The sequence below is a fragment of the Streptomyces sp. NPDC058221 genome, assembly GCF_042882365.1.
Classification (GTDB): Bacteria; Actinomycetota; Actinomycetes; order Streptomycetales; family Streptomycetaceae; genus Streptomyces.
On the sequence record NZ_JBHVWF010000014.1, the window covers coordinates 1 to 17,278 of the forward strand.

Consider the following 17,278-nt stretch of genomic DNA (forward strand, 5'->3'; position numbering starts at 1 on the left):
CTCTTGCGGCGCCCGCGCACCCCTGGACGGGGGAGCGCGGCCGCCTTTGCATGGTCTCGCCATGATCAAAATTTGTCTGCTTTGCCCGTACATAGTGGGTCATGATGCAAGAAAGGGACTTTTTGCGGTGTGGCGCAAGTTGCCACGGCCTCACCCGGAGGCTTATAAGAGGAAGGTGGCCAAGGCGATTCCGGGAATTCCGGGAACTGCCGCCATGGAGGTTTCCCATGTTTCTCACTCCGTCCGACACGGAGAAATTGCTGCTGAGTGTTGCCGGAATGGTCGCCCGCGACCGGCGGGAGCGGGGCGTACGCCTCAACTACCCCGAGGCCGTTGCCCTGCTCGCCTGCTGGGCGATGGAACGAGCCCGTGAGGGTGCCCGTGTCGCCGACCTCATGACTGCGGGACGATCCGTTCTCACCCGCGCTGACGTGCTCGAAGGTGTTCCGGAGATGCTGCACGACGTCCAGGTCGAAGCGACCTTCCCCGACGGGCGCAAGCTCGTCACGATCACCTCGCCGATCCCGTGATCCCCGGCGAGGTCCGCACCGGTGCCGGCGTCCTGCACATAAATTCCGGTCGCCGGAAATTGCAGATCACCGTCGTGAACGACGGGGACCGGCCCATTCAGATCGGATCGCATTTCCATTTCTCCGACGTGAATCCCGCACTGTCCTTCGACCGCTCGCGGGCCGAGGGGTTCCGGCTCGATATCCCCTCCGGCACATCGCTGCGCTTCGAGCCCGGCGTCGGCGCGGAGGTGACCCTCGTCGAACTCGGCGGACGCGGAACGGTGCCCGGCATCGTCGTCCGCGCCACGCCCGGCTCCGGCGCCGCAGAAACGACAGGCCGTGTGACATGGCACAACTGACCCGCGCCGCCTACGCGGCGTTCTACGGCCCCACCACGGGCGACCGCATCCGGCTCGCCGACACCGACCTCTGGATCGAGGTCGAGGAGGACCGCTGCGTCGGCGGCGACGAGGCGGTCTTCGGCGGCGGCAAGTCCATCCGCGAATCGATGGCCCAGGCCACCACGCCGCGCGCCGACGGCGCCCTCGACCTCGTCATCACCAACGCCGTGGTCCTGGACCACTGGGGCGTCGTCAAGACCGACATCGGCATCCGGGCCGGCCGGATCGTCGCCCTCGGCCGCTCGGGCAACCCCGACATCGGCGACGGCATCCACCCCGACCTGGTGATCGGCCCCGGCACCGACGTCGTCTCCGGCGAGGGGCGCATCCTGACCGCCGGGGCCGTCGACACCCACGTCCACTTCCTGATGCCGGAGACCCTGCACGAGGCCCTGGCCACCGGCACCACGACCGTCATCGGCGGCGGCACCGGGGCCACCGAGGGCTCCAAGGCCACCACGGTCACCCCCGGCGCCTGGAACCTCGCGATGATGCACCGGTCCCTGGACCGGGTCCCGCTCAACATCATGCTGTTCGGCAAGGGCTCCACCGTCGGCGAGGAGGCCCTGCGCGAGGCCGCGCTCGGCGGCGCGGGCGGCTACAAGGTCCACGAGGACTGGGGTGCCACCCCCGCCGCCATCGACGCCGCCCTGAAGGCCGCCGACACCTACGGCCTCCAGGTCGCCCTGCACGGCGACAGCCTCAACGAGGCCGGTTACGTCGAGGGGACGCTCGACGCCATCGCCGGGCGCTCCATCCACGTCTTCCACGCCGAGGGCGCGGGCGGCGGCCACGCGCCCGACATCATCACGGTCGCCTCGCAGCCCAACATCCTCCCGGCGTCCACCAATCCGACGCTCCCGCACACCGTCAACACCGTCGACGAACACCTCGACATGCTGATGGTCTGCCACCACCTCAACCCACGCGTCCCCGAGGACCTGGCCTTCGCCGAGTCCCGCATCCGCGCCACCACCATCGCGGCCGAGGACATCCTGCACGACATCGGAGCCCTCTCGATCACCTCGTCCGACGCCCAGGCCATGGGCCGGATCGGCGAGGTCATCTGCCGCACCTGGCAGGTCGCCCACGTGATGAAGCAGCGCTTCGGCGACCGCGGCAGCGAGCTGCCCGCCGACAACGAACGGGCCCGCCGCTACGTCGCCAAGTACACGATCTGCCCGGCCGTCGCCCACGGCATCGACCACGTGGTCGGCTCCGTCGAACCGGGCAAGCTCGCCGACCTGGTGCTCTGGGACCCCGCGTTCTTCGGCATCCGCCCCGCCGCGGTGATCAAGGGCGGCATGGTGGTGTACGCACCCCTGGGTGACGCCAACGCCGCGATCCCCACCACCCAGCCCGTCCTGCTGCGCCCCACCGCCGCTGCGGAGGCCGCCCCGCATCTCTCGGTCAGCTTCGTCGCCCCGGCCGCCCTGGCCGACGGCCTCGCCGAACGCCTCGGTCTCGTGCGCGAACTCGTCGCCGTACGCCCGACCCGCCACCTCACCAAGGCGGACCTGCCGAACAACACCGCGCTCCCGGCCATCGAGGTGGACCCGGAGACCTTCGCCATCCATATCGACGGGGAGCTCGTCGAGCCGTCACCCGCCACCGAACTACCGCTGGCCCAGCGGTACTCGATGTTCTGATGGGCCTTCTGGCACCCCTGCTGCTCGGCGACGGACGGCTCCCGGTGGGCGCGTACACCTACAGTGCCGGGCTCGAACCGGCCGTCGTCGCAGGCCTCGCCCGCGACCGGATCCCGGCACTGCTGCGGGCCCGGCTGCACACCGTCGCCGTCACCGAGGCGGCCGCCGCCGTCCTCGCCCTGCGGGCCGCAGGCCGGAACCCGGTCGACTTCGGCCCCGTACAACGGGCCCTCGCCGCCCGGACCCCGGCCGCACCCCAGCGCGAGACATCGGCGACGCTCGGCCGGGGCGTGCTCCGGCTGGCCCGGCGGCTCGCCCCTGACCACCCGGCGGTCACCGCGCTGGCCGCGCTCCGCCCCCGGCCGCTGCGGCCGGTCGCGCTCGGCGCGCTCGGCGCCGTACTGGAGGTCTCCGAAGAGGAGCTGGCACACGCCGTCGTCTACGACGAGCTCCAGACCGTCGCCTCCGCCGCACTGAAACTCCTGCCCGGCGACCCGCTCGACTCGGTCGCCTGGATCCTGGCCGCCGAACCGGACGCGGCGTCGGCGGTGACCGCGGCCCTCGCGGTGCGGGACCCGGACCGGCTGCCCGCCCGCACGGCCCCGCTCACCGAACGGTGGGCGCTCGAACACGCACGACGCGAACGGAGACTCTTCCTTGCCTGAGAACGACACAACACCTGAGAACGACACAACCCCCGCCCAGCAGCCCAACCCGCACTTCCACGAGCCGCTGAACCAGCCCCGGGCCCTGCGCCTGGGTGTCGCAGGACCGGTCGGCACCGGAAAGAGCTCGATCCTGGCCACCCTGTGCCGCGAACTCGCCGGCGAGCTCTCCATGGCGGTGGTCACCAACGACATCTACACCGATGAGGACGCCCGCTTCCTCCGCTCGGCGGGCGTGCTGCCCACCGAGCGCATCCGGGCGGTGGAGACCGGCGCCTGCCCGCACACCGCGATCCGTGACGACGTCAGCGCCAACCTGGACGCCGTCGAGGACCTGGAGGAGGCCTACGGTCCACTCGACCTGGTGCTCATCGAGAGCGGCGGCGACAATCTCACCGCCACCTTCAGCCCGGCCCTCGCCGACGCGCAGCTCTTCTGCATCGATGTGGCGGGCGGCGGCGACGTCGCCCGCAAGGGCGGCCCCGGCATCACGGGCGCCGACCTGCTGATCGTCAACAAGACCGACCTGGCCCCCCATGTCGAGGTCGACGTGGCCGCGATGGTCGCCGACGCCGAGGCGGCCCGCGGCGGGCTCCCGGTCCTCGCCCTCTCCAGGAAGGACCCGGACTCCATCGCCGAACTCGCCGACTGGGTACGGTCCCTGCTGCGGCGCCACCGCTCGGGCACCCACGTCCCCACCGACCCCGGCCCGATGGCGCCGCACAGCCACACCCACCCGTGACCGATCCGACCGTCGTCGCGGTGGAGCGGGACGGCTCGGGCCGCCACCTCACCCACGAACTGCGTCCCGGCACCTTCCTCGCCCCGCGCCCGCTGCTGCCGTGCCCCGGCCGGACCCGGATCGCCCTGGTCGGCACCCGGGCCGGGCTGCTCGCCGGGGACGAACTGACCCTGCGGATCTCGGTCGGTCCCGGCGCATGCCTGGAACTGGTCGAACCGGCCGGACTCGTCGCCTACGACCACCGGGGCGGCCGCTCCCGCTGGCAGGCCCGCGTCGACATCGCCGAGGGCGGCGAACTCCTCTGGAACGGGCTGCCGTTCGTGGTCGCCGGTGGGGCGGACGTCGAACGCGTCATGGACGCAGGACTCGCGGCCGGCGCCCGGATGATGTGGCGCGACACCCTGGTGCTCGGCCGCTCCGGCGAACGCGGCGGGCTGGTCCGGGCCACCACCCGGGTGACGTACGAGGATCGCGAGCTGCTGGTCGAGGACCTCGACCTCACCGATCCGGACCTGCGTGAACTTCCCGGCCTCCTGGGCCCGAACCGCGTCATCGGCTCGGTCACCGCGCTCGGCGCGAGACCGGCGGGGCCGCCGCACCCCTACCGGATGGACCTGGCCGGTCCGGGCGCGCAGGTGCGGCTGCTGGACACGGTGGCGCCGGCCGTCGAGGCGGAGCTGGCCTCGGTCTGGGAGTCCTGGCTCACCCGCTGATATGCACCATACATGTAGGATGTATGGTGCATATTGAGGGCGTGGACCGGGGGGAGCGCCGACAGGCACAGCGAGTCGGAGGAACAGCGCAATGACACTGGAGAAGAAGGTCGCCGTCGTCACCGGAGGAGCCTCGGGCATCGGCGAGGCCGTCACCCGGCTCTTCGTCGAGCGTGGCGCCCGGGTCGTGGTCGTCGACCTCCAGCAGGAGGCCGGGGACGCGGTCGTGGCGGACCTCGGCGACCACGTGGTCTTCCTGAGGGGTGACGTGTCCGACCGCGCGGTCGCCGATCTGGCGGTGGCCACCGCCGTCGAACGCTTCGGCGGGCTGGACGTCCTGGTCAACAACGCCAGCGCCTCACGCGTACGTGCCTTCACCGAGCAGACCGAGGACGACTGGAAGCTCGCCCTGGACACCGGCCTCTTCGCCACCCGCAACTTCATGCTCGCCGCGTACCCCGAGCTCCGCAGGAACCGGGGCGCAGTGATCAACTTCGGTTCCGGTGCGGGCATCGACGGCCAGCCGAACCAGGCCTCGTACGCCGCCGCGAAGGAGGCGATCCGCGGGCTGAGCAGGGTCGTGGCCAACGAGTGGGCCGCCGACCAGATCCGGGTCAACGTCGTCGCGCCGATGGCGAAGACCGCGGGCGTCGCCGCGTGGGCCGAGGCCAACCCCGAGCAGTACGCGCTCTCCGCCGCCAAGGTCCCGCTCGGCCGCTTCGGTGACCCGCGCACGGACGTCGCGCCCGTCATCGCCTTCCTGGCGAGCGACGACGCCCGTTACATCACCGGTCAGACGCTGATGGCCGACGGCGGCGCGATCAAGCTCCGCTGACCCCGCCCCGGGCCGCCGCTCCCGCAGGCCGGGAGCGGCGGACGCCCGTGCGTGCCGTTACCGCGGCACACAGCAGTGCGGGTGCTGCCGCCAGGGCGAAACACAGCCCGAGCGGCAGCCGGTCGACGAGCAGCCCGACCGCCGCGGTGCCGGCCGAGGACCCGGCGTTGAACGCGGTGTTGACCCAGGCGCCCGCCTGCGTGCGCCGGGCGGCGTCCACGGACTCGTCGGCGATCAGATACGCGGTGGTGAGCGCGGGGGCGACGAACAGGCCGGCCACCGCGACGACGGCGACCAGCACATACAGCCGCGACGAAAGTCCGGCCACCAGCAGCGCGGCTCCCAGCCCCGCGGCCACCACCGGCAGCCGCACCCGGCCGGACGACCTCCACCGCACCGCCCCGTAGGCCAGACCGCCGACGGCGCTCCCGGCCGAGAGGGCCGCCAGCACCCAGGACACCGCCGCCGCCCGGCCGTGCTGCTCGGTGAACGCCACCACCAGCAGATCGAGTGCCCCGAGGCCGAGCCCCACAGCGGCCGTCACCAGGACCGCCTGCCGCAGCGCGGCGATGCCGTGCAGCCGCAGCCGGGGCGCGGCGGGCGTGTCGGCCGGGAGCGGTTCGGGGCTCGCGTGCGTGCGGGACGCCGCCGGTGACGACACCAGTGCCACCGCACCCGCGAAGACCAGCACGGCGCCGGCCAGCACGGCGGCTGCCGGGCGGCCGGCCCGGACGATCACGCCGACCAGCAACGGGCCGGTGACGTACAGCAGTTCCTCCGCGACACCGTCCAGGCTGTACGCGCGCTGCAACAGCTCCCGGTCCGGCACCAGGCCGCTCCACAGGGCCCTCATGACCGGTCCAAGCGGCGGGGTGGTGGCGCCCGCCGCCACGGCGAGCGCGCACAGGACAGGGGAGTGGACGCCCGGGTTCCAGGTGGCCAGGGCGGTCACGGTGAGCAACGCCGCGTAGAGCCCCGCCATCGGCGGCAGGACCCGGCGCGGCCCGTACCGGTCGATCAGAGCGGCACGCGCGGGGGAGAGGATGACGCTCGCGGCCCCGAACAGGGCCATGGCGCCACCGGCGACGGAGTACGAGCCGGAGGCGTCCTTGATCGCGAGCAGGAGGGCGAGGGGAGCCATCCCGTAGGAGAGCCGCCCCAGCAGCGCGGCACCGAAGGTGCGGGCGGCGTGCGGGGTGCGCAGGACGGCGGCATACGAAGGCGCGCGCGTGGGCGCGGACGAAGACATGGGCACGATGACATTCCTCGTGAGGGCAGCGCGGGAACACGGCGCTGCGGGCATGCGGGGACACCGGAGTGCCGCACCCGCCCGAGCGGGTGCGGTCAGTGCGGGGTCCTACGCGCGAGGAAGGGACATGCGGGCAAATTAGCAGAGCCCCCGTCGATCCGGCAGAGGGCCACCGGGACTTCGCGGGCGTCTCCCTAACCGGTGATGTCCGGATTGGCCGCCAGGATGTCCTCGGCGGCCGTCCACAGTCGGGGCACGAACCGGATGACCTCCTCGCGGCGGGCCAGGATGTCCGCGGTGCCGGTGATCCCGGTGAGTTCGGCGACGGCCGCCCCGAACGCGGGCAGCCGCGCCGCGTGCAGCGCCGGGGCGTCCGCGGCCAGCACCGTGTGGCAGCGGGCGAGGGTCGCGATGATCCAGAAGACCGCCTCGCGGTGGTCACCCCGGTCGAGGAGCTCCCGGCTGCCGTCGACGGCGATCGGGCGCGCCTGCGCGGTGAGGTCGCTGCTGAAGAAGAACGGTGTGGACGCCACCGGGACCGTGGCGTCGAACGTCCGCACCAGCTCGGCCAGATGGTGCCGTACCCGCTGCGCGGAGACGCCGGCGCAGCCGAGGAGCTCCAGCAGCTCCGGATAGAGCTCCGGCTGCCCGTACGCGTCGAGGACGTCGCGAGCGGCCGGATAGCGCAGCCGGACGGTGGGGTTGCGCAGCGCGGCGACCAGCAGGAGGTGCGTGGTGACCCCGGTGGGGAACATCCAGGCAGTCACCTGCTCGTGAAAGGGTGCGGAGCCGTCGAACGCGGCGAGGCGGCCCTCCACGCGGTTCCGGGCGTCCAGGCACCGGCGGCGTACCCAGCTCCGCTCGGCGAAACGGGGCGAGACCTCCGCGTACAGGGCGCGCAGCCGGCCGGTGGGATCGTCGATGACCGTGTCGCGGCGGAAACTGCCCGCGAGATGGTACGAGGAGAGCACCGCCGCCGGGTCCCGGAGCTCGGCCCACGGCACGTAGGTGATCTCCAACAGCACGTCCTCGTAGCGGAGTTTGCCGGGCTTGGCGGGTGGCTCGTCCGCTGCCGTGACGACCACGACATCGACGTCCGACGAGGGTGCCAGCTCGGCGTCGTCCGGCCGGCCGACGGTCGACCCGCTGAAGTACGCCCCCCGGTAGCCGGCGGCGGGGCGGGCGTGCGCGGCCACCCAGCGGACTGCGGCGGCGCGTGCCGCTCCGACTCTCATCACGGAACTCCTCGGGATAGTGCCGACGGAGACGGCCCTCCCAGGACCACCCGGCGCCCGGAGCCCGGCCGGGCCCGCCTCTCATCCGAAGATCTACGGCGCGTGCCCACCGGCCGTCAAGCGGCCGCCGTCGCTTCCCGCCGTCGCTTCCCGCCGTCGCTTCCCGCCCTCGCTTCCCGCCGTCTCTTCCCGTCTCCGCGGACCGCTGCCGGAGTAATGTCGGATTCGTTCCGCCGACCCGTCCCCGATTCCCGAACCGGTGAGGCTCGCGATGCGCAAGATCATCTATTCCATGTCGATGTCCCTCGACGGCTATATCGAGGGCCCGGACAGAGACATCAGCTGGCATCAGGTCGACGACGAACTGCACCGCTACTACAACGAACAGCTCGCCACGATGGGGGCGTTCCTGGACGGACGCGTCACCCATGAGCTGATGGCGGGGTTCTGGCCCACCGCGGACGAGGATCCGGCCCATGCCGGCCCGATGGCCGAATTCGCCCGCATCTGGCGGGACATGCCGAAGATCGTCTACTCCCGGACGCTGGAGCGGGCGGACTGGAACACCACGGTCGTCCATGACGTGGTCGCCGAGGAAGTGATGGCGCTCAAGGAGCAGCCGGGCGGCGACCTGTCGCTCGGCGGCGCCGGACTGGCCGCGTCCTTCATGGCGCTCGACCTGATCGACGCGTACTGCGTCTACGTCCACCCGGTCCTCATCGGCCGGGGGAAGCCGCTGTTCCCGACGTCGGACACCAGGACCGCCCTCCGGCTCGTGAGCACCCGGACCTTCGGCAACGGAGTGGTGGAAATGCGGTACGAGCCCGCCGGAAAGCCCTCGGCGCGCTGACCGTTCGGGGGTACGGTCGTCTCCGCTCCCGCACCGGCGAAGGGAATCACATGGCACTGGGTATCGAGGACCGCCTCGCGGTCATGGAACTGGTCGCCCTGCACGGACATCTGGTCGACGACGGTGAACTGCACCGGCTGGAAGAGCTGTTCACCGACGACATCGTCTACGACGTCACGGACCTGGGGCACGGCTCGCTGGTCGGGGTGGACGCCTTCCGGGACGCGGCGCTCGCCATGGGTGGGCTCGACCCGGTCGGCCACCACGTCACCAACATCGTGCTCACCGACCTCGGCGACGGCCGGGTCGGGTCCCGCTCCAAGGGCCTCGGCGTCAACGCCGACGGCACGTGCGGCAGCGTGACGTACGAGGACACGGTCGTGCGTGGCGAGCGGGGCTGGCGCATCGCCTACCGCAAGGTCATCACCCGGCGGAGGCCGCTCAGCGCCTCCTGACCCCCCTTCCGGCGCTCAGGCCAGGCTGTCCAGCTCGCGCACGAGGCGGGCCCCCTCGCGCGTCATGATCTCCGGGTCGCGCAGGGCGTTGGAGAGCAGGGACATGCCCTGGTAGGCGCCGACGAGCGCCAGCGCGCGGCCCTCGGGGTCGGTCACGCCCAGCAGGCGGAACTGCTGCTCCACCCAGTCCAGCAGTCGGCGGATGACCTGTCCGGCCGCGAGATCGAGACCACCGCCGGTCCGTTTGTCGAGCTCGACGGCGAGGGTGCCCATGGGGCAGCCGAAGCGGGCCGCTGTCTCCCGCCGGCCGACCCAGGCGTCGATCAGGCCCTTGAGGCGTTCGCGCGGGCAGGGGAGCCGGTCGAGGATGCCGGTGAGCTCCTCCAAGTGGCCGGTGTGCTCGGCGAGGGCGGCCTGGACCAGCTCGTCCTTGGTCTTGAAGTAGTAGTAGACGTTGCCCGCCGGGACGTCGGCGGCCCGGGCGATGTCGGCGATGGTCGTACGTTCCACGCCCTGCTCGTGCAGGACCCGGGCGGTGGCTGCCGTCAGCCGCTGCCGCTTGCCGGCCGCCTTGGTCCGCCGATGCGGGGAATCCACTGAGTCAGTCACCCGACTAACTATAGACATCCTGCCGCCCGCCTGTGCTAGCTTCTCGTTCGACGCAGTTAGTCAGCTGACTAACTCACTTCTCGAACGGGGAGATCGACATGATCGTGGTAACTGGTGCGACCGGGAATGTCGGACGGGTGCTGGTACGGACCCTCATCGACGCGCAGGTGCCGGTGACGGCCGTGGCCCGGCACATCACCGATGCCGATGTGCCGCCCGGGGCGCGGGCGGTGGCCGCCGACCTGGCCGAACCCGCCGGTCTGAAGGGAGCCTTCGACGGTGCGGACGCGCTCTTCCTGCTGGTGGCCGGCGAGAATCCGGACGGCATCCTGGAGACGGCGCGGGCCGCCGGCATCCGCCGGGTGGTGCTGCTGTCCTCGCAGGGCGTGGAGACCCGCCCCGACGCGTACCGGCACCCGGGTCTGTTCGAGGCGGCCGTGCGCGAGTCCGGGCTCGACTGGACGGTCCTGCGCTCGGGAGGGATGGCCACCAACGCGTTCGCCTGGGCCGAGTCGATCCGCACCGGGCGGGAGGCCGCGGCACCGTTCGGTGACGTGGCGCTCCCCTTCGTCGACCCCTGTGACGTCGCGGAGGTCGCCGCGACCGTGCTGCGCGGGACCGCGCACCTCGGTGCCACGTACACCCTGACCGGTCCCGTGCCCACCACGCCGCGTGAGCGGGCAGCCGCGATCGGGGCCGCGCTGGGCGAACCGGTGCGCTTCACCGAACAGACGCGTGAGGAGGCCCACGCGCTGATGGCGCGGTTCATGCCGCTGCCCGTCGTCGAGGGCACCCTGGCCATCCTGGGTGAGCCGACCGGGGCCGAACAGCGCGTGAGCCCCGACGTCGAGCGGGTCCTGGGCCGAGCGCCGGGCACCTTCGGAGTCTGGGCCGAACGCAACGCCGCCGCCTTCCGCTGAACGGCGCCGACCGGCTCCGTCTCCGCTCCCGACGCCCTGAGCCGACAGTTCCGTCGGCCGTGAGGCCCCGGCCTCTCCGGTAGGCGCGCACCGCCGTGGCGAGGCCGTACACCGCCTGGCAGACCGTCACCGCGCCCTGGGGGGACGGGCCGTGCGTACATGGCGGCCCGTACCCGGAGGTCCGGGTACGGGCCGGACCTTCTACCAGCGGTCGCGGTGGATGACGTCCGCCACCGGACGGCGCCGCACCGGACCGAAGCTGCCCTGCGGCAGCCCGACCGGAACGGCGGCGAAGGTCTGCATGTCCTCGGGGATGCCGAGGGCCTCCTTCCACTCCTGCTCCAGCATCAGGTGCCAGATGGTGACGTTCGCCGCGAGCCCCAGGGCGCGGGCGGCGAGCAGCAGGTTCTGCACCCCCGGATAGACGCAGGAGCCCTCGGCGAGCGCCTGGAAACGCGTCTGGGTGTCCGTCATGTGCTCGACACCCGCGGGTCCGAGCGCCTGCGCGTACGCGGCCAGTCCCTCCTCCTCGATCCGGGGCTCCGGGAAGCGGTAGCAGGGCACGATCAGCGCCGGGGTGTCGGCGAAGTGGTCGCGCTGGTACTCGATCGCGGCGACCATCCGTCCGTACGCCGCGTCGTCCATGCCCTTCGGCGCGTACTTCCCGGTCGTCGCCAGATAGGCGTCCACACACCGCTTCCACAGCGGGGCCAGGCGGGCCATCACCTCGCGGTCGGTCACCACGACGTACTCGTAACACTGCATGTTGCCGCCGCTGGGACCCCAGACGGCGGCCTGTATGAGCTGCTCCAGCGTGGCCTCGGGCAGCGGTTCCGGTCTCAGGCGGCGCATGGCCCGCATCGTGGACATCGTGGCGAACAGTGCGCGGGCGTCGGCGGAGACCTCGGCGGACTGTGTGGGTTCGGTGTTCATGATCGCGGAGTTTACGGGCGAAGCCGCTTCGGGGGGAGGCCTGTTGGCCGGCCTCCGGCGGCGGGCGGCGCCGTTCGGCCCGCGCCGGTCCGTCCAGGCGCGCACACCTGCGGATTCGTACACCTGCCCAACCTCCCACCGCACGGGGGAACGCGGACCGGAGTGGCCTCCCGCAGGGCGTATAAAGGGTCCCTCCGGACCGGCCGGCGTCCCCCGATGGCAGTGACCTCTCACGCGGCAAGGCGTCACCGCGTACGACAGCGGAGGAGTGCCCATGAGCACGGCAGACGAGATCAGTACCTTGCTGGTGGCGAACTTCGGAACCGATCCCGTGGCGATCCGCCCCGAAACGTCGCTCCGTCAGCTCAGGCTGGATTCCCTGGCCCTGGAGGAGCTGCGGCTCCTCATCGAGGAGCGGCTGGGCGTCGATCTGGACGACGTCCAGCTGACCTCGCGCGACACCGTCGGCCGACTGGTCGACGCGGTGCATGCCAAGGCCGCGGCGTGAGCGCCCGGTACCGTCCCGAGCCGTTCGCCGCCGCCGTCACCGGGATCGGCCTCGTCACCGCGGCGGGCGTCGGCACCGACGCCACCTGGCGAGGCGTGTCCGAGGCCGCCGATGCGCCCTCCGTGCCGCACAGGCCCGAACTCCACGGTCTGCCCTGCGACTTCATGTACACCATCGCGGGACTGGATACGAGGGCGGTCCTCGGCGTGGCCACCCAGCGGCTCATGGACCGCTTCTCCCAGCTCGCCGTGATCGCGGCCCGCGAGGCCGTCGCCGACGCCGGGCTCGACGCCTCGGTCTGGGACAGCGCCCGCGTCGCCGTCGTCATCGGCTCCGCCCACGGCGGACTGCCCTTCTACGACGCGCAGCACACCGCACTCAGCGAACGCGGCGCCCGCCGGGTCTCGCCCAAGCTCGCCCCGCTCACCGTCGTCAACGGCGCCGCCAGCAGTGTCGCCACGGACCTCGGCGCGCACGGTCCCAGCCAGGCCGTCTCCACCGCCTGCTCGTCCGGCACCGTCGCCATCGGCACAGCACACCAGATGCTGCGCACCGGAGCCTGCGACATCGTCGTGGCCGGCGGCGCCGAATCGGTCTGCTCCCGGCTGCTGATCGCCAGCGCCTGCCAGCTGAAGGCCGTCTCCACCCGCCGGGACGACCCCGAGTCGGCCTGCCGCCCGTTCGACACCCACCGGGACGGATTCGTCGTCGGCGAGGGCGCCGGACTCCTCGTGCTGGAACGCCCCGAACACGCCCGTGCCCGCGGTGCCACCGTCCGCGCGCATGTCGCGGGGTACGGCGCGTCCAGCGACGCGTACTCCGCCGTCGCACCCGACCCCGAGGGCCTCGGCATCGAACGGGCCCTGCGCGCCGCCCTCGCGGACGCCGGGGTGGGCGCATCGGACGTCGGGCATGTCAACGCCCACGGCACCTCGACCGTGGCCAACGACCTGATCGAGGCGACCATGCTGCGCCGGGTGCTGGGCGAGCACCCCCTCGTCACGTCGACGAAGGCCATGACCGGGCACACCCTCGGCGCGGCCGGCGGCATCGAGACCGCCCTGACCGTGCTCGCCCTCCAGCACCGGCTCGTGCCGCCCACCGTCAACCTGGACGCCCCCGACCCGGAGATCCCCATCGAAGTGGTGAGCAAGGAGGCCAGGCCCGCGGTGTTCGACGCGGCCGTCAAGACCTCGCTCGGCTTCGGCGGGCACAACGCCGCACTCGTGCTCACCAGGGCCTGACCGCCCGTACCAGCGCATACAACGACGGGACGGTCACCATGCCCGACGAGATCATCCGGAACCTGTCGGTGCACGGGCTGCGCTACAGCTACCGGACCCTGCCGCAGCCGTCGCCCCGCACCGAACCGGTCATCGTCCTCGGCGGCGCGCTCCAGGGGATGTACGGCTGGCCGCAGATGGACGAGCACCTGGGTGCGCGGGCCCACGTCGTCACCGCCGACCTGCCCGGAATGGGCGGCGCGGACCCGCTGCCGCCCGGCACCGGCGACGACATCCTGTACGCGGCCGTCGCCGGCATCATCGACGACCTGGGCGTACCCCGGGTCAACCTCTTCGGCTTCTCCTACGGCACGTCGATCGCGTTCGGCTGCGCCCGGCGGAACCCGGGCCGCATCGCCCGGCTGGTCCTCGGCGGCGTACCGGCTCATATCAGCGACGCCCAGCGGACCCAGTGGGGGCGGGCGGTCGACCGGCTGGCGACCGGTGACATGGAGGGGCTCGCCACGCTGACCGCCGAGGCCCTGATGTGCCTGGACCCGGACCGCACCGTGCACCGCAGGGAGCTGGCCCGGCGTTACGTCAGGCGGTCGTTCCTGCACGCGCTCACGAACTCCCCCCACGCCGCGCAGTCACTGCGCCGGGCGCTGGGCCACCGGCCGGACTTCTCCGGTGGGCTGAGCGGCGTGCCCGCGCTCGTCTTCGCGGGCGAGCACGACACGGTGACCTCGCCCGAACGGCAGCGCGCCTTCGCGGCGACGATCGAGGGCAGCCGGTTCCTGACCATCGGGGACTCCGACCACTGGGTCGTGCTGGAACGCCCCGACGACGTGGCGGATCTGACCGCCCGCTTCTTCAGCGACCTCCCCCTGGAGCCGGCCCCCGCCCTGTGGCCTCTGGGTGCCGCGCTGCCGCGCCCGCGTGCGCGTGCGCGCACATCGGGAGCGGCAGCGCCCCGGGCGGGCGGCTGAGCCACCCGCCCACGCCGGTTCAGCGGCGCCCGTTCCCGTGCCCGGACCCGTCGACGGCCATCCGCACGATCTGCGGGTCGTGGTCGCTCGCCTGGTCCGCGAACTCCGCGTTGATGTGCACCACGTCGTAGTCGAAGTGCCGGACACCGGGGCTCGTCAGGATGTGGTCCAGTGTCTGCGAGTTGCCCTCGTACACATAGCTGTACTGCTCGTTCGCCGGCAGCGTGGTGATCAGCGGCTTGAGCGCCTTGCCGGCGGTCAGCTCGGACACCGTCGGGGAGAAGGCGAAGTCGTTCAGGTCGCCGAGTGCGATGACCCGTGCCGACTTGTCGGCTGCGAGCAGCGACGTGACGAAGGTGTTGACCTGCGCGGCCTGCCGCACCCGCTGCTTCTCCGAGCTGCGCGCCGGCTCCTGGTAGCGGCCGTGCAGCGGCTGGTCGCCGCCTTTGGAGGCGAAGTGGTTGCCGATGACGAAGACCGGCTCCCCGCGGAAGCGGAACTCGCCGACCAGGGGCTTGCGGCTGTCGGACCAGGCCTCGTCGAGCGGGCTGATCCGGGCGGGCGAGGCCGACAGCGTGACGCCCTTCTTCGTCGGTACGGCCTGCACCGCGGTGGTCGCGTCGCCGCCGGCGCGGTCCACGAAGGAGACCCGGGCGGGGTTGAAGAGGAAGACGTTACGGATGTTGCCGCCCGGCTCGCCGCCGTCCTTGCCGTCCTGCGGGGCGACATAGCGCCAGGAGTACCTGGGGCCGCCCGCCGCGACGATCGCGTCGGTGAACCGCTTCAGGGTCGCCTCCGAGCCGACCGTGCCGTCGTCGACGGCGCCGTTGTCGTCCTGGATCTCCTCCAGCGACACGATGTCGGGGGAGGCCAGGTTGACCGCGACGCCCTTGGCGAGCGTGTCGAACTTGCCCTGGTCGTCGAGTGCGTCGAGGTTCTCCACGTTGTAGGTGGAGACGGCGAGTTCACCGCGCTTCTGCTTCCTGGTGACCTCGCGCTTCAGATGCCGGTCGGTGAGCGTGCCGAGCCGGGTGGCCTGGAGGCTGTAGCCGCCGAAGGAGTCGTAGTCCAGCACGCCGGTGGTGGTGCCGGACAGCACGTCGCCCACGTCTCCCACCGGGACGGGCCGGCCGGCGTCGAGCGACACGATTTTGATCCGGCCGGTGTTCTGGTCCGTGTACGAGGAGTACAGGGTGCCGCCGCGCCGGGTCGGGTTCTGCTTCGGCTCCACGGTCACCCAGACCTCGCCGTACGAGGTCGTGGCGCCCGTGACCCGGGTGTCGGCGGTCTCGACCCGGGTGCCTTCGAGGGACTCGTAGAGGTCGAGCGCGTACCTCGACGGTTCGAGCGGCAGCCCGTCGATCGACCCGCCGCCCGCCGAGGGGACGTAACGTCCGGGTACCGAGGCCGCGTCGACGGCCACCGGCGCCGGCAGCGCGTTGTCCGACGAGAGGACCGTGGTCCTGGGGGCGGTGATCTCGGTGACGGACTGGGTGGTGGCCGACGGGTAGTACTCGTCCACCGTGCCGCTGACCAGGACCGAGTCGCCCACCGCGACCGCCGGGGTGGCGGAGCCGGTGTACACGAGGACGCCTTCGGACGTACGCGGGTCCGCGTCCGGCGAGGGGTCCTGGATCCAGAATCCGCGCGAGCCCGTGGTGCGTACCGCGGTGACGACGCCCGGCACTCCGGTCACCGCCTGTCCGTCCAGCGGGGAGACCCGGGTGGTGCCCTGGATGTCGTGCACGCGCACGGTGCCGGGCTCGGTCGGGTCGCCCGGGTCGCCGGGGTCCTCGCCGCCGCCGGACGTCTCACCGGCCGCGTTCACCGGCGTGGGCGCGCCGGGGAGAAGGTCGGCGGCGTTGTCGTCGGTGTCGGCGAGCGAGGCCGCGCGCGCCACAGAGGCGGTGGCGGAAGCGCCTGTCGCCGGTCCGCTGCCCTCCCGGACGACCGCGGAGCCGTAGCCCACGAGGTCGACGACCCGGGCATCGGAGGCGCAGTCGGCCGCTGTCTTGCAGGTCAGCGCCGTGGTGCCGGAGACCAGTGCGACCGTGCCGCTCGCGGCGGACATCGCGACGGTGCCGGTGGCGTCCGGGGCGGGGAGCGCGACGGTGCCGCCGGTTCCCGCGGCCTCCGCGAGCAGATAGCGGCCGCCGGGCGCGACGGCTCCGGTCAGCGCGGACACCTGCCACTGCGAACCGGCGGACGGTGACCCGGGCAGGTACTGGACGCTGAATCCGGACAGGTCGTATGCGGCTGAGCCGGCGTTGGCCAGTTCGACGAAGTCGCGGCTGAGCGTCGCCCCCGAGTTCCCGCCGCCCCCGTACACCTCGGAGATCACGGCGGACGCGGACGGGGCCGCGAAGGCGGCGGGCAGGGCGGTCGCCGAGAGGGTCACGGCGACCGCGCCGGCCAGCAGAACGGAACGATGTCTGGATATGCGCACGGAGACTGCCCCTCAGTGGGTGGTGAGGGAGCACAAGCTATGCGCGTAGAACCGGTGATGACAAGGCATCAGAGGTTAATTCCAGAAATCGTTCCGCGGTCCGTCCCGTACCGGTCGTCGAACGGATCCGGACCCGCCCTGATGTTCGGCCGAGGCGCCACTGTTCACGCTCTCGCCGCACGCCCGCCATGCCGCCGCAACGCAGGGGCAACACCCTTGCGGCGCACCGGTGTCCATGATGCGGCAATGGTTTGACCGGGTTGCGCCGGTCCGGTTACGTTGCGCGGCATGCAGCGATCCGCACACCTGACGACGCGAGGTCATATCGACCTGAAGCGTGTGTG

The 17,278-nt window shown here is 72.2% G+C and carries 18 protein-coding genes; 13 read left to right on the top strand and 5 right to left on the bottom strand.

Translation table 11 applies throughout. The features are described from left to right. Positions 1-227: 227 nt before the first annotated feature. The 7 genes from ACFVW8_RS07115 to ACFVW8_RS07145 all read left to right on the top strand — a co-directional run bounded on the left by ACFVW8_RS07115 (position 228) and on the right by ACFVW8_RS07145 (position 5,517). Positions 228-530 carry an urease subunit gamma gene (locus tag ACFVW8_RS07115; RefSeq protein WP_148021623.1) on the top strand — a complete coding sequence of 101 codons (303 nt, stop codon included), beginning with the start codon at positions 228-230 and terminating at the stop codon, positions 528-530. Continuing rightward, on the top strand, positions 527-871 hold the full coding sequence (locus tag ACFVW8_RS07120) for an urease subunit beta (protein ID WP_389686918.1): 345 nt from the start codon (positions 527-529) through the stop codon (positions 869-871). Before ACFVW8_RS07115 ends, ACFVW8_RS07120 begins: the two co-directional genes overlap by 4 nt. Next, positions 859-2,562, top strand: coding sequence for an urease subunit alpha (locus ACFVW8_RS07125; protein WP_389686920.1), 1,704 nt, complete (start codon positions 859-861; stop codon positions 2,560-2,562). Before ACFVW8_RS07120 ends, ACFVW8_RS07125 begins: the two co-directional genes overlap by 13 nt. Next, on the top strand, positions 2,562-3,227 hold the full coding sequence (locus ACFVW8_RS07130) for an urease accessory protein UreF (protein ID WP_389686922.1): 666 nt from the start codon (positions 2,562-2,564) through the stop codon (positions 3,225-3,227). Before ACFVW8_RS07125 ends, ACFVW8_RS07130 begins: the two co-directional genes overlap by 1 nt. A 67-nt stretch (positions 3,228-3,294) precedes the next feature. Further along, positions 3,295-3,969 (top strand): urease accessory protein UreG, encoded by a 675-nt coding sequence (gene ureG / locus ACFVW8_RS07135; protein ID WP_389687072.1) that lies wholly within the window; start codon positions 3,295-3,297, stop codon positions 3,967-3,969. Then, positions 3,966-4,682 carry an urease accessory protein UreD gene (locus ACFVW8_RS07140; RefSeq protein WP_389686924.1) on the top strand — a complete coding sequence of 239 codons (717 nt, stop codon included), beginning with the start codon at positions 3,966-3,968 and terminating at the stop codon, positions 4,680-4,682. The genes ureG and ACFVW8_RS07140 overlap by 4 nt, the downstream gene beginning before the upstream one ends. Before the next feature lie 91 nt (positions 4,683-4,773). Continuing rightward, positions 4,774-5,517: an SDR family NAD(P)-dependent oxidoreductase gene (locus tag ACFVW8_RS07145; RefSeq protein ID WP_389686926.1), complete on the top strand. Its 744-nt coding sequence runs from the start codon at positions 4,774-4,776 to the stop codon at positions 5,515-5,517. Here the strand turns inward: ACFVW8_RS07145 and ACFVW8_RS07150 are convergent. Further along, positions 5,504-6,766: an MFS transporter gene (locus ACFVW8_RS07150; protein WP_389686928.1), complete on the bottom strand. Its 1,263-nt coding sequence runs from the start codon at positions 6,764-6,766 to the stop codon at positions 5,504-5,506. The two genes, ACFVW8_RS07145 and ACFVW8_RS07150, sit on opposite strands and share 14 nt — an antisense overlap. Positions 6,767-6,960: 194 nt before the next feature. Beyond that, positions 6,961-8,001 carry a hypothetical protein gene (locus tag ACFVW8_RS07155; protein WP_389686930.1) on the bottom strand — a complete coding sequence of 347 codons (1,041 nt, stop codon included), beginning with the start codon at positions 7,999-8,001 and terminating at the stop codon, positions 6,961-6,963. A gap of 271 nt (positions 8,002-8,272) precedes the next feature. Between ACFVW8_RS07155 and ACFVW8_RS07160 the strand changes: the two genes are divergently transcribed. Both ACFVW8_RS07160 and ACFVW8_RS07165 read left to right on the top strand, forming a co-directional pair. After that, the gene (locus tag ACFVW8_RS07160; RefSeq protein WP_389686931.1) at positions 8,273-8,851 is read left to right on the top strand and encodes a dihydrofolate reductase family protein; all 579 of its coding nucleotides are present in this window, start codon (positions 8,273-8,275) and stop codon (positions 8,849-8,851) included. Between the two features lie 50 nt (positions 8,852-8,901). Beyond that, on the top strand, positions 8,902-9,306 hold the full coding sequence (locus ACFVW8_RS07165) for a nuclear transport factor 2 family protein (RefSeq protein WP_389686933.1): 405 nt from the start codon (positions 8,902-8,904) through the stop codon (positions 9,304-9,306). A 15-nt stretch (positions 9,307-9,321) separates the two neighbouring features. Here the strand turns inward: ACFVW8_RS07165 and ACFVW8_RS07170 are convergent, their stop codons facing one another. Further along, positions 9,322-9,915, bottom strand: a complete 594-nt coding sequence (locus ACFVW8_RS07170) for a TetR/AcrR family transcriptional regulator (RefSeq protein ID WP_389686935.1) — start codon at positions 9,913-9,915, stop codon at positions 9,322-9,324. Positions 9,916-10,013: 98 nt separating this feature from the next. Here ACFVW8_RS07170 and ACFVW8_RS07175 point away from each other — a divergent pair, with 98 nt between their 5' ends. Continuing rightward, positions 10,014-10,835 (top strand): NAD(P)H-binding protein, encoded by an 822-nt coding sequence (locus ACFVW8_RS07175; RefSeq protein WP_389686937.1) that lies wholly within the window; start codon positions 10,014-10,016, stop codon positions 10,833-10,835. Between the two features lie 201 nt (positions 10,836-11,036). Here the strand turns inward: ACFVW8_RS07175 and ACFVW8_RS07180 are convergent, their stop codons facing one another. After that, positions 11,037-11,768, bottom strand: a complete 732-nt coding sequence (locus ACFVW8_RS07180; protein WP_389686939.1) for a nitroreductase family protein — start codon at positions 11,766-11,768, stop codon at positions 11,037-11,039. 274 nt (positions 11,769-12,042) lie between these two features. Between ACFVW8_RS07180 and ACFVW8_RS07185 the strand changes: the two genes are divergently transcribed. From ACFVW8_RS07185 to ACFVW8_RS07195, 3 genes are read left to right on the top strand one after another with little or no spacing between them, the layout of a single operon-like run. Next, positions 12,043-12,276 carry a phosphopantetheine-binding protein gene (locus ACFVW8_RS07185; RefSeq protein WP_389686941.1) on the top strand — a complete coding sequence of 78 codons (234 nt, stop codon included), beginning with the start codon at positions 12,043-12,045 and terminating at the stop codon, positions 12,274-12,276. Further along, positions 12,273-13,520 carry a beta-ketoacyl-[acyl-carrier-protein] synthase family protein gene (locus ACFVW8_RS07190; RefSeq protein WP_389686943.1) on the top strand — a complete coding sequence of 416 codons (1,248 nt, stop codon included), beginning with the start codon at positions 12,273-12,275 and terminating at the stop codon, positions 13,518-13,520. Before ACFVW8_RS07185 ends, ACFVW8_RS07190 begins: the two co-directional genes overlap by 4 nt. A gap of 38 nt (positions 13,521-13,558) precedes the next feature. After that, on the top strand, positions 13,559-14,488 hold the full coding sequence (locus ACFVW8_RS07195) for an alpha/beta fold hydrolase (protein ID WP_389686945.1): 930 nt from the start codon (positions 13,559-13,561) through the stop codon (positions 14,486-14,488). A 19-nt stretch (positions 14,489-14,507) separates the two neighbouring features. Here ACFVW8_RS07195 and ACFVW8_RS07200 read toward each other — a convergent pair whose 3' ends face one another. After that, entirely contained in the window at positions 14,508-16,934 is a 2,427-nt protein-coding gene (locus ACFVW8_RS07200) for an endonuclease/exonuclease/phosphatase family protein (RefSeq protein ID WP_389686947.1), read from the bottom strand. Positions 16,935-17,278: the final 344 nt, after the last annotated feature.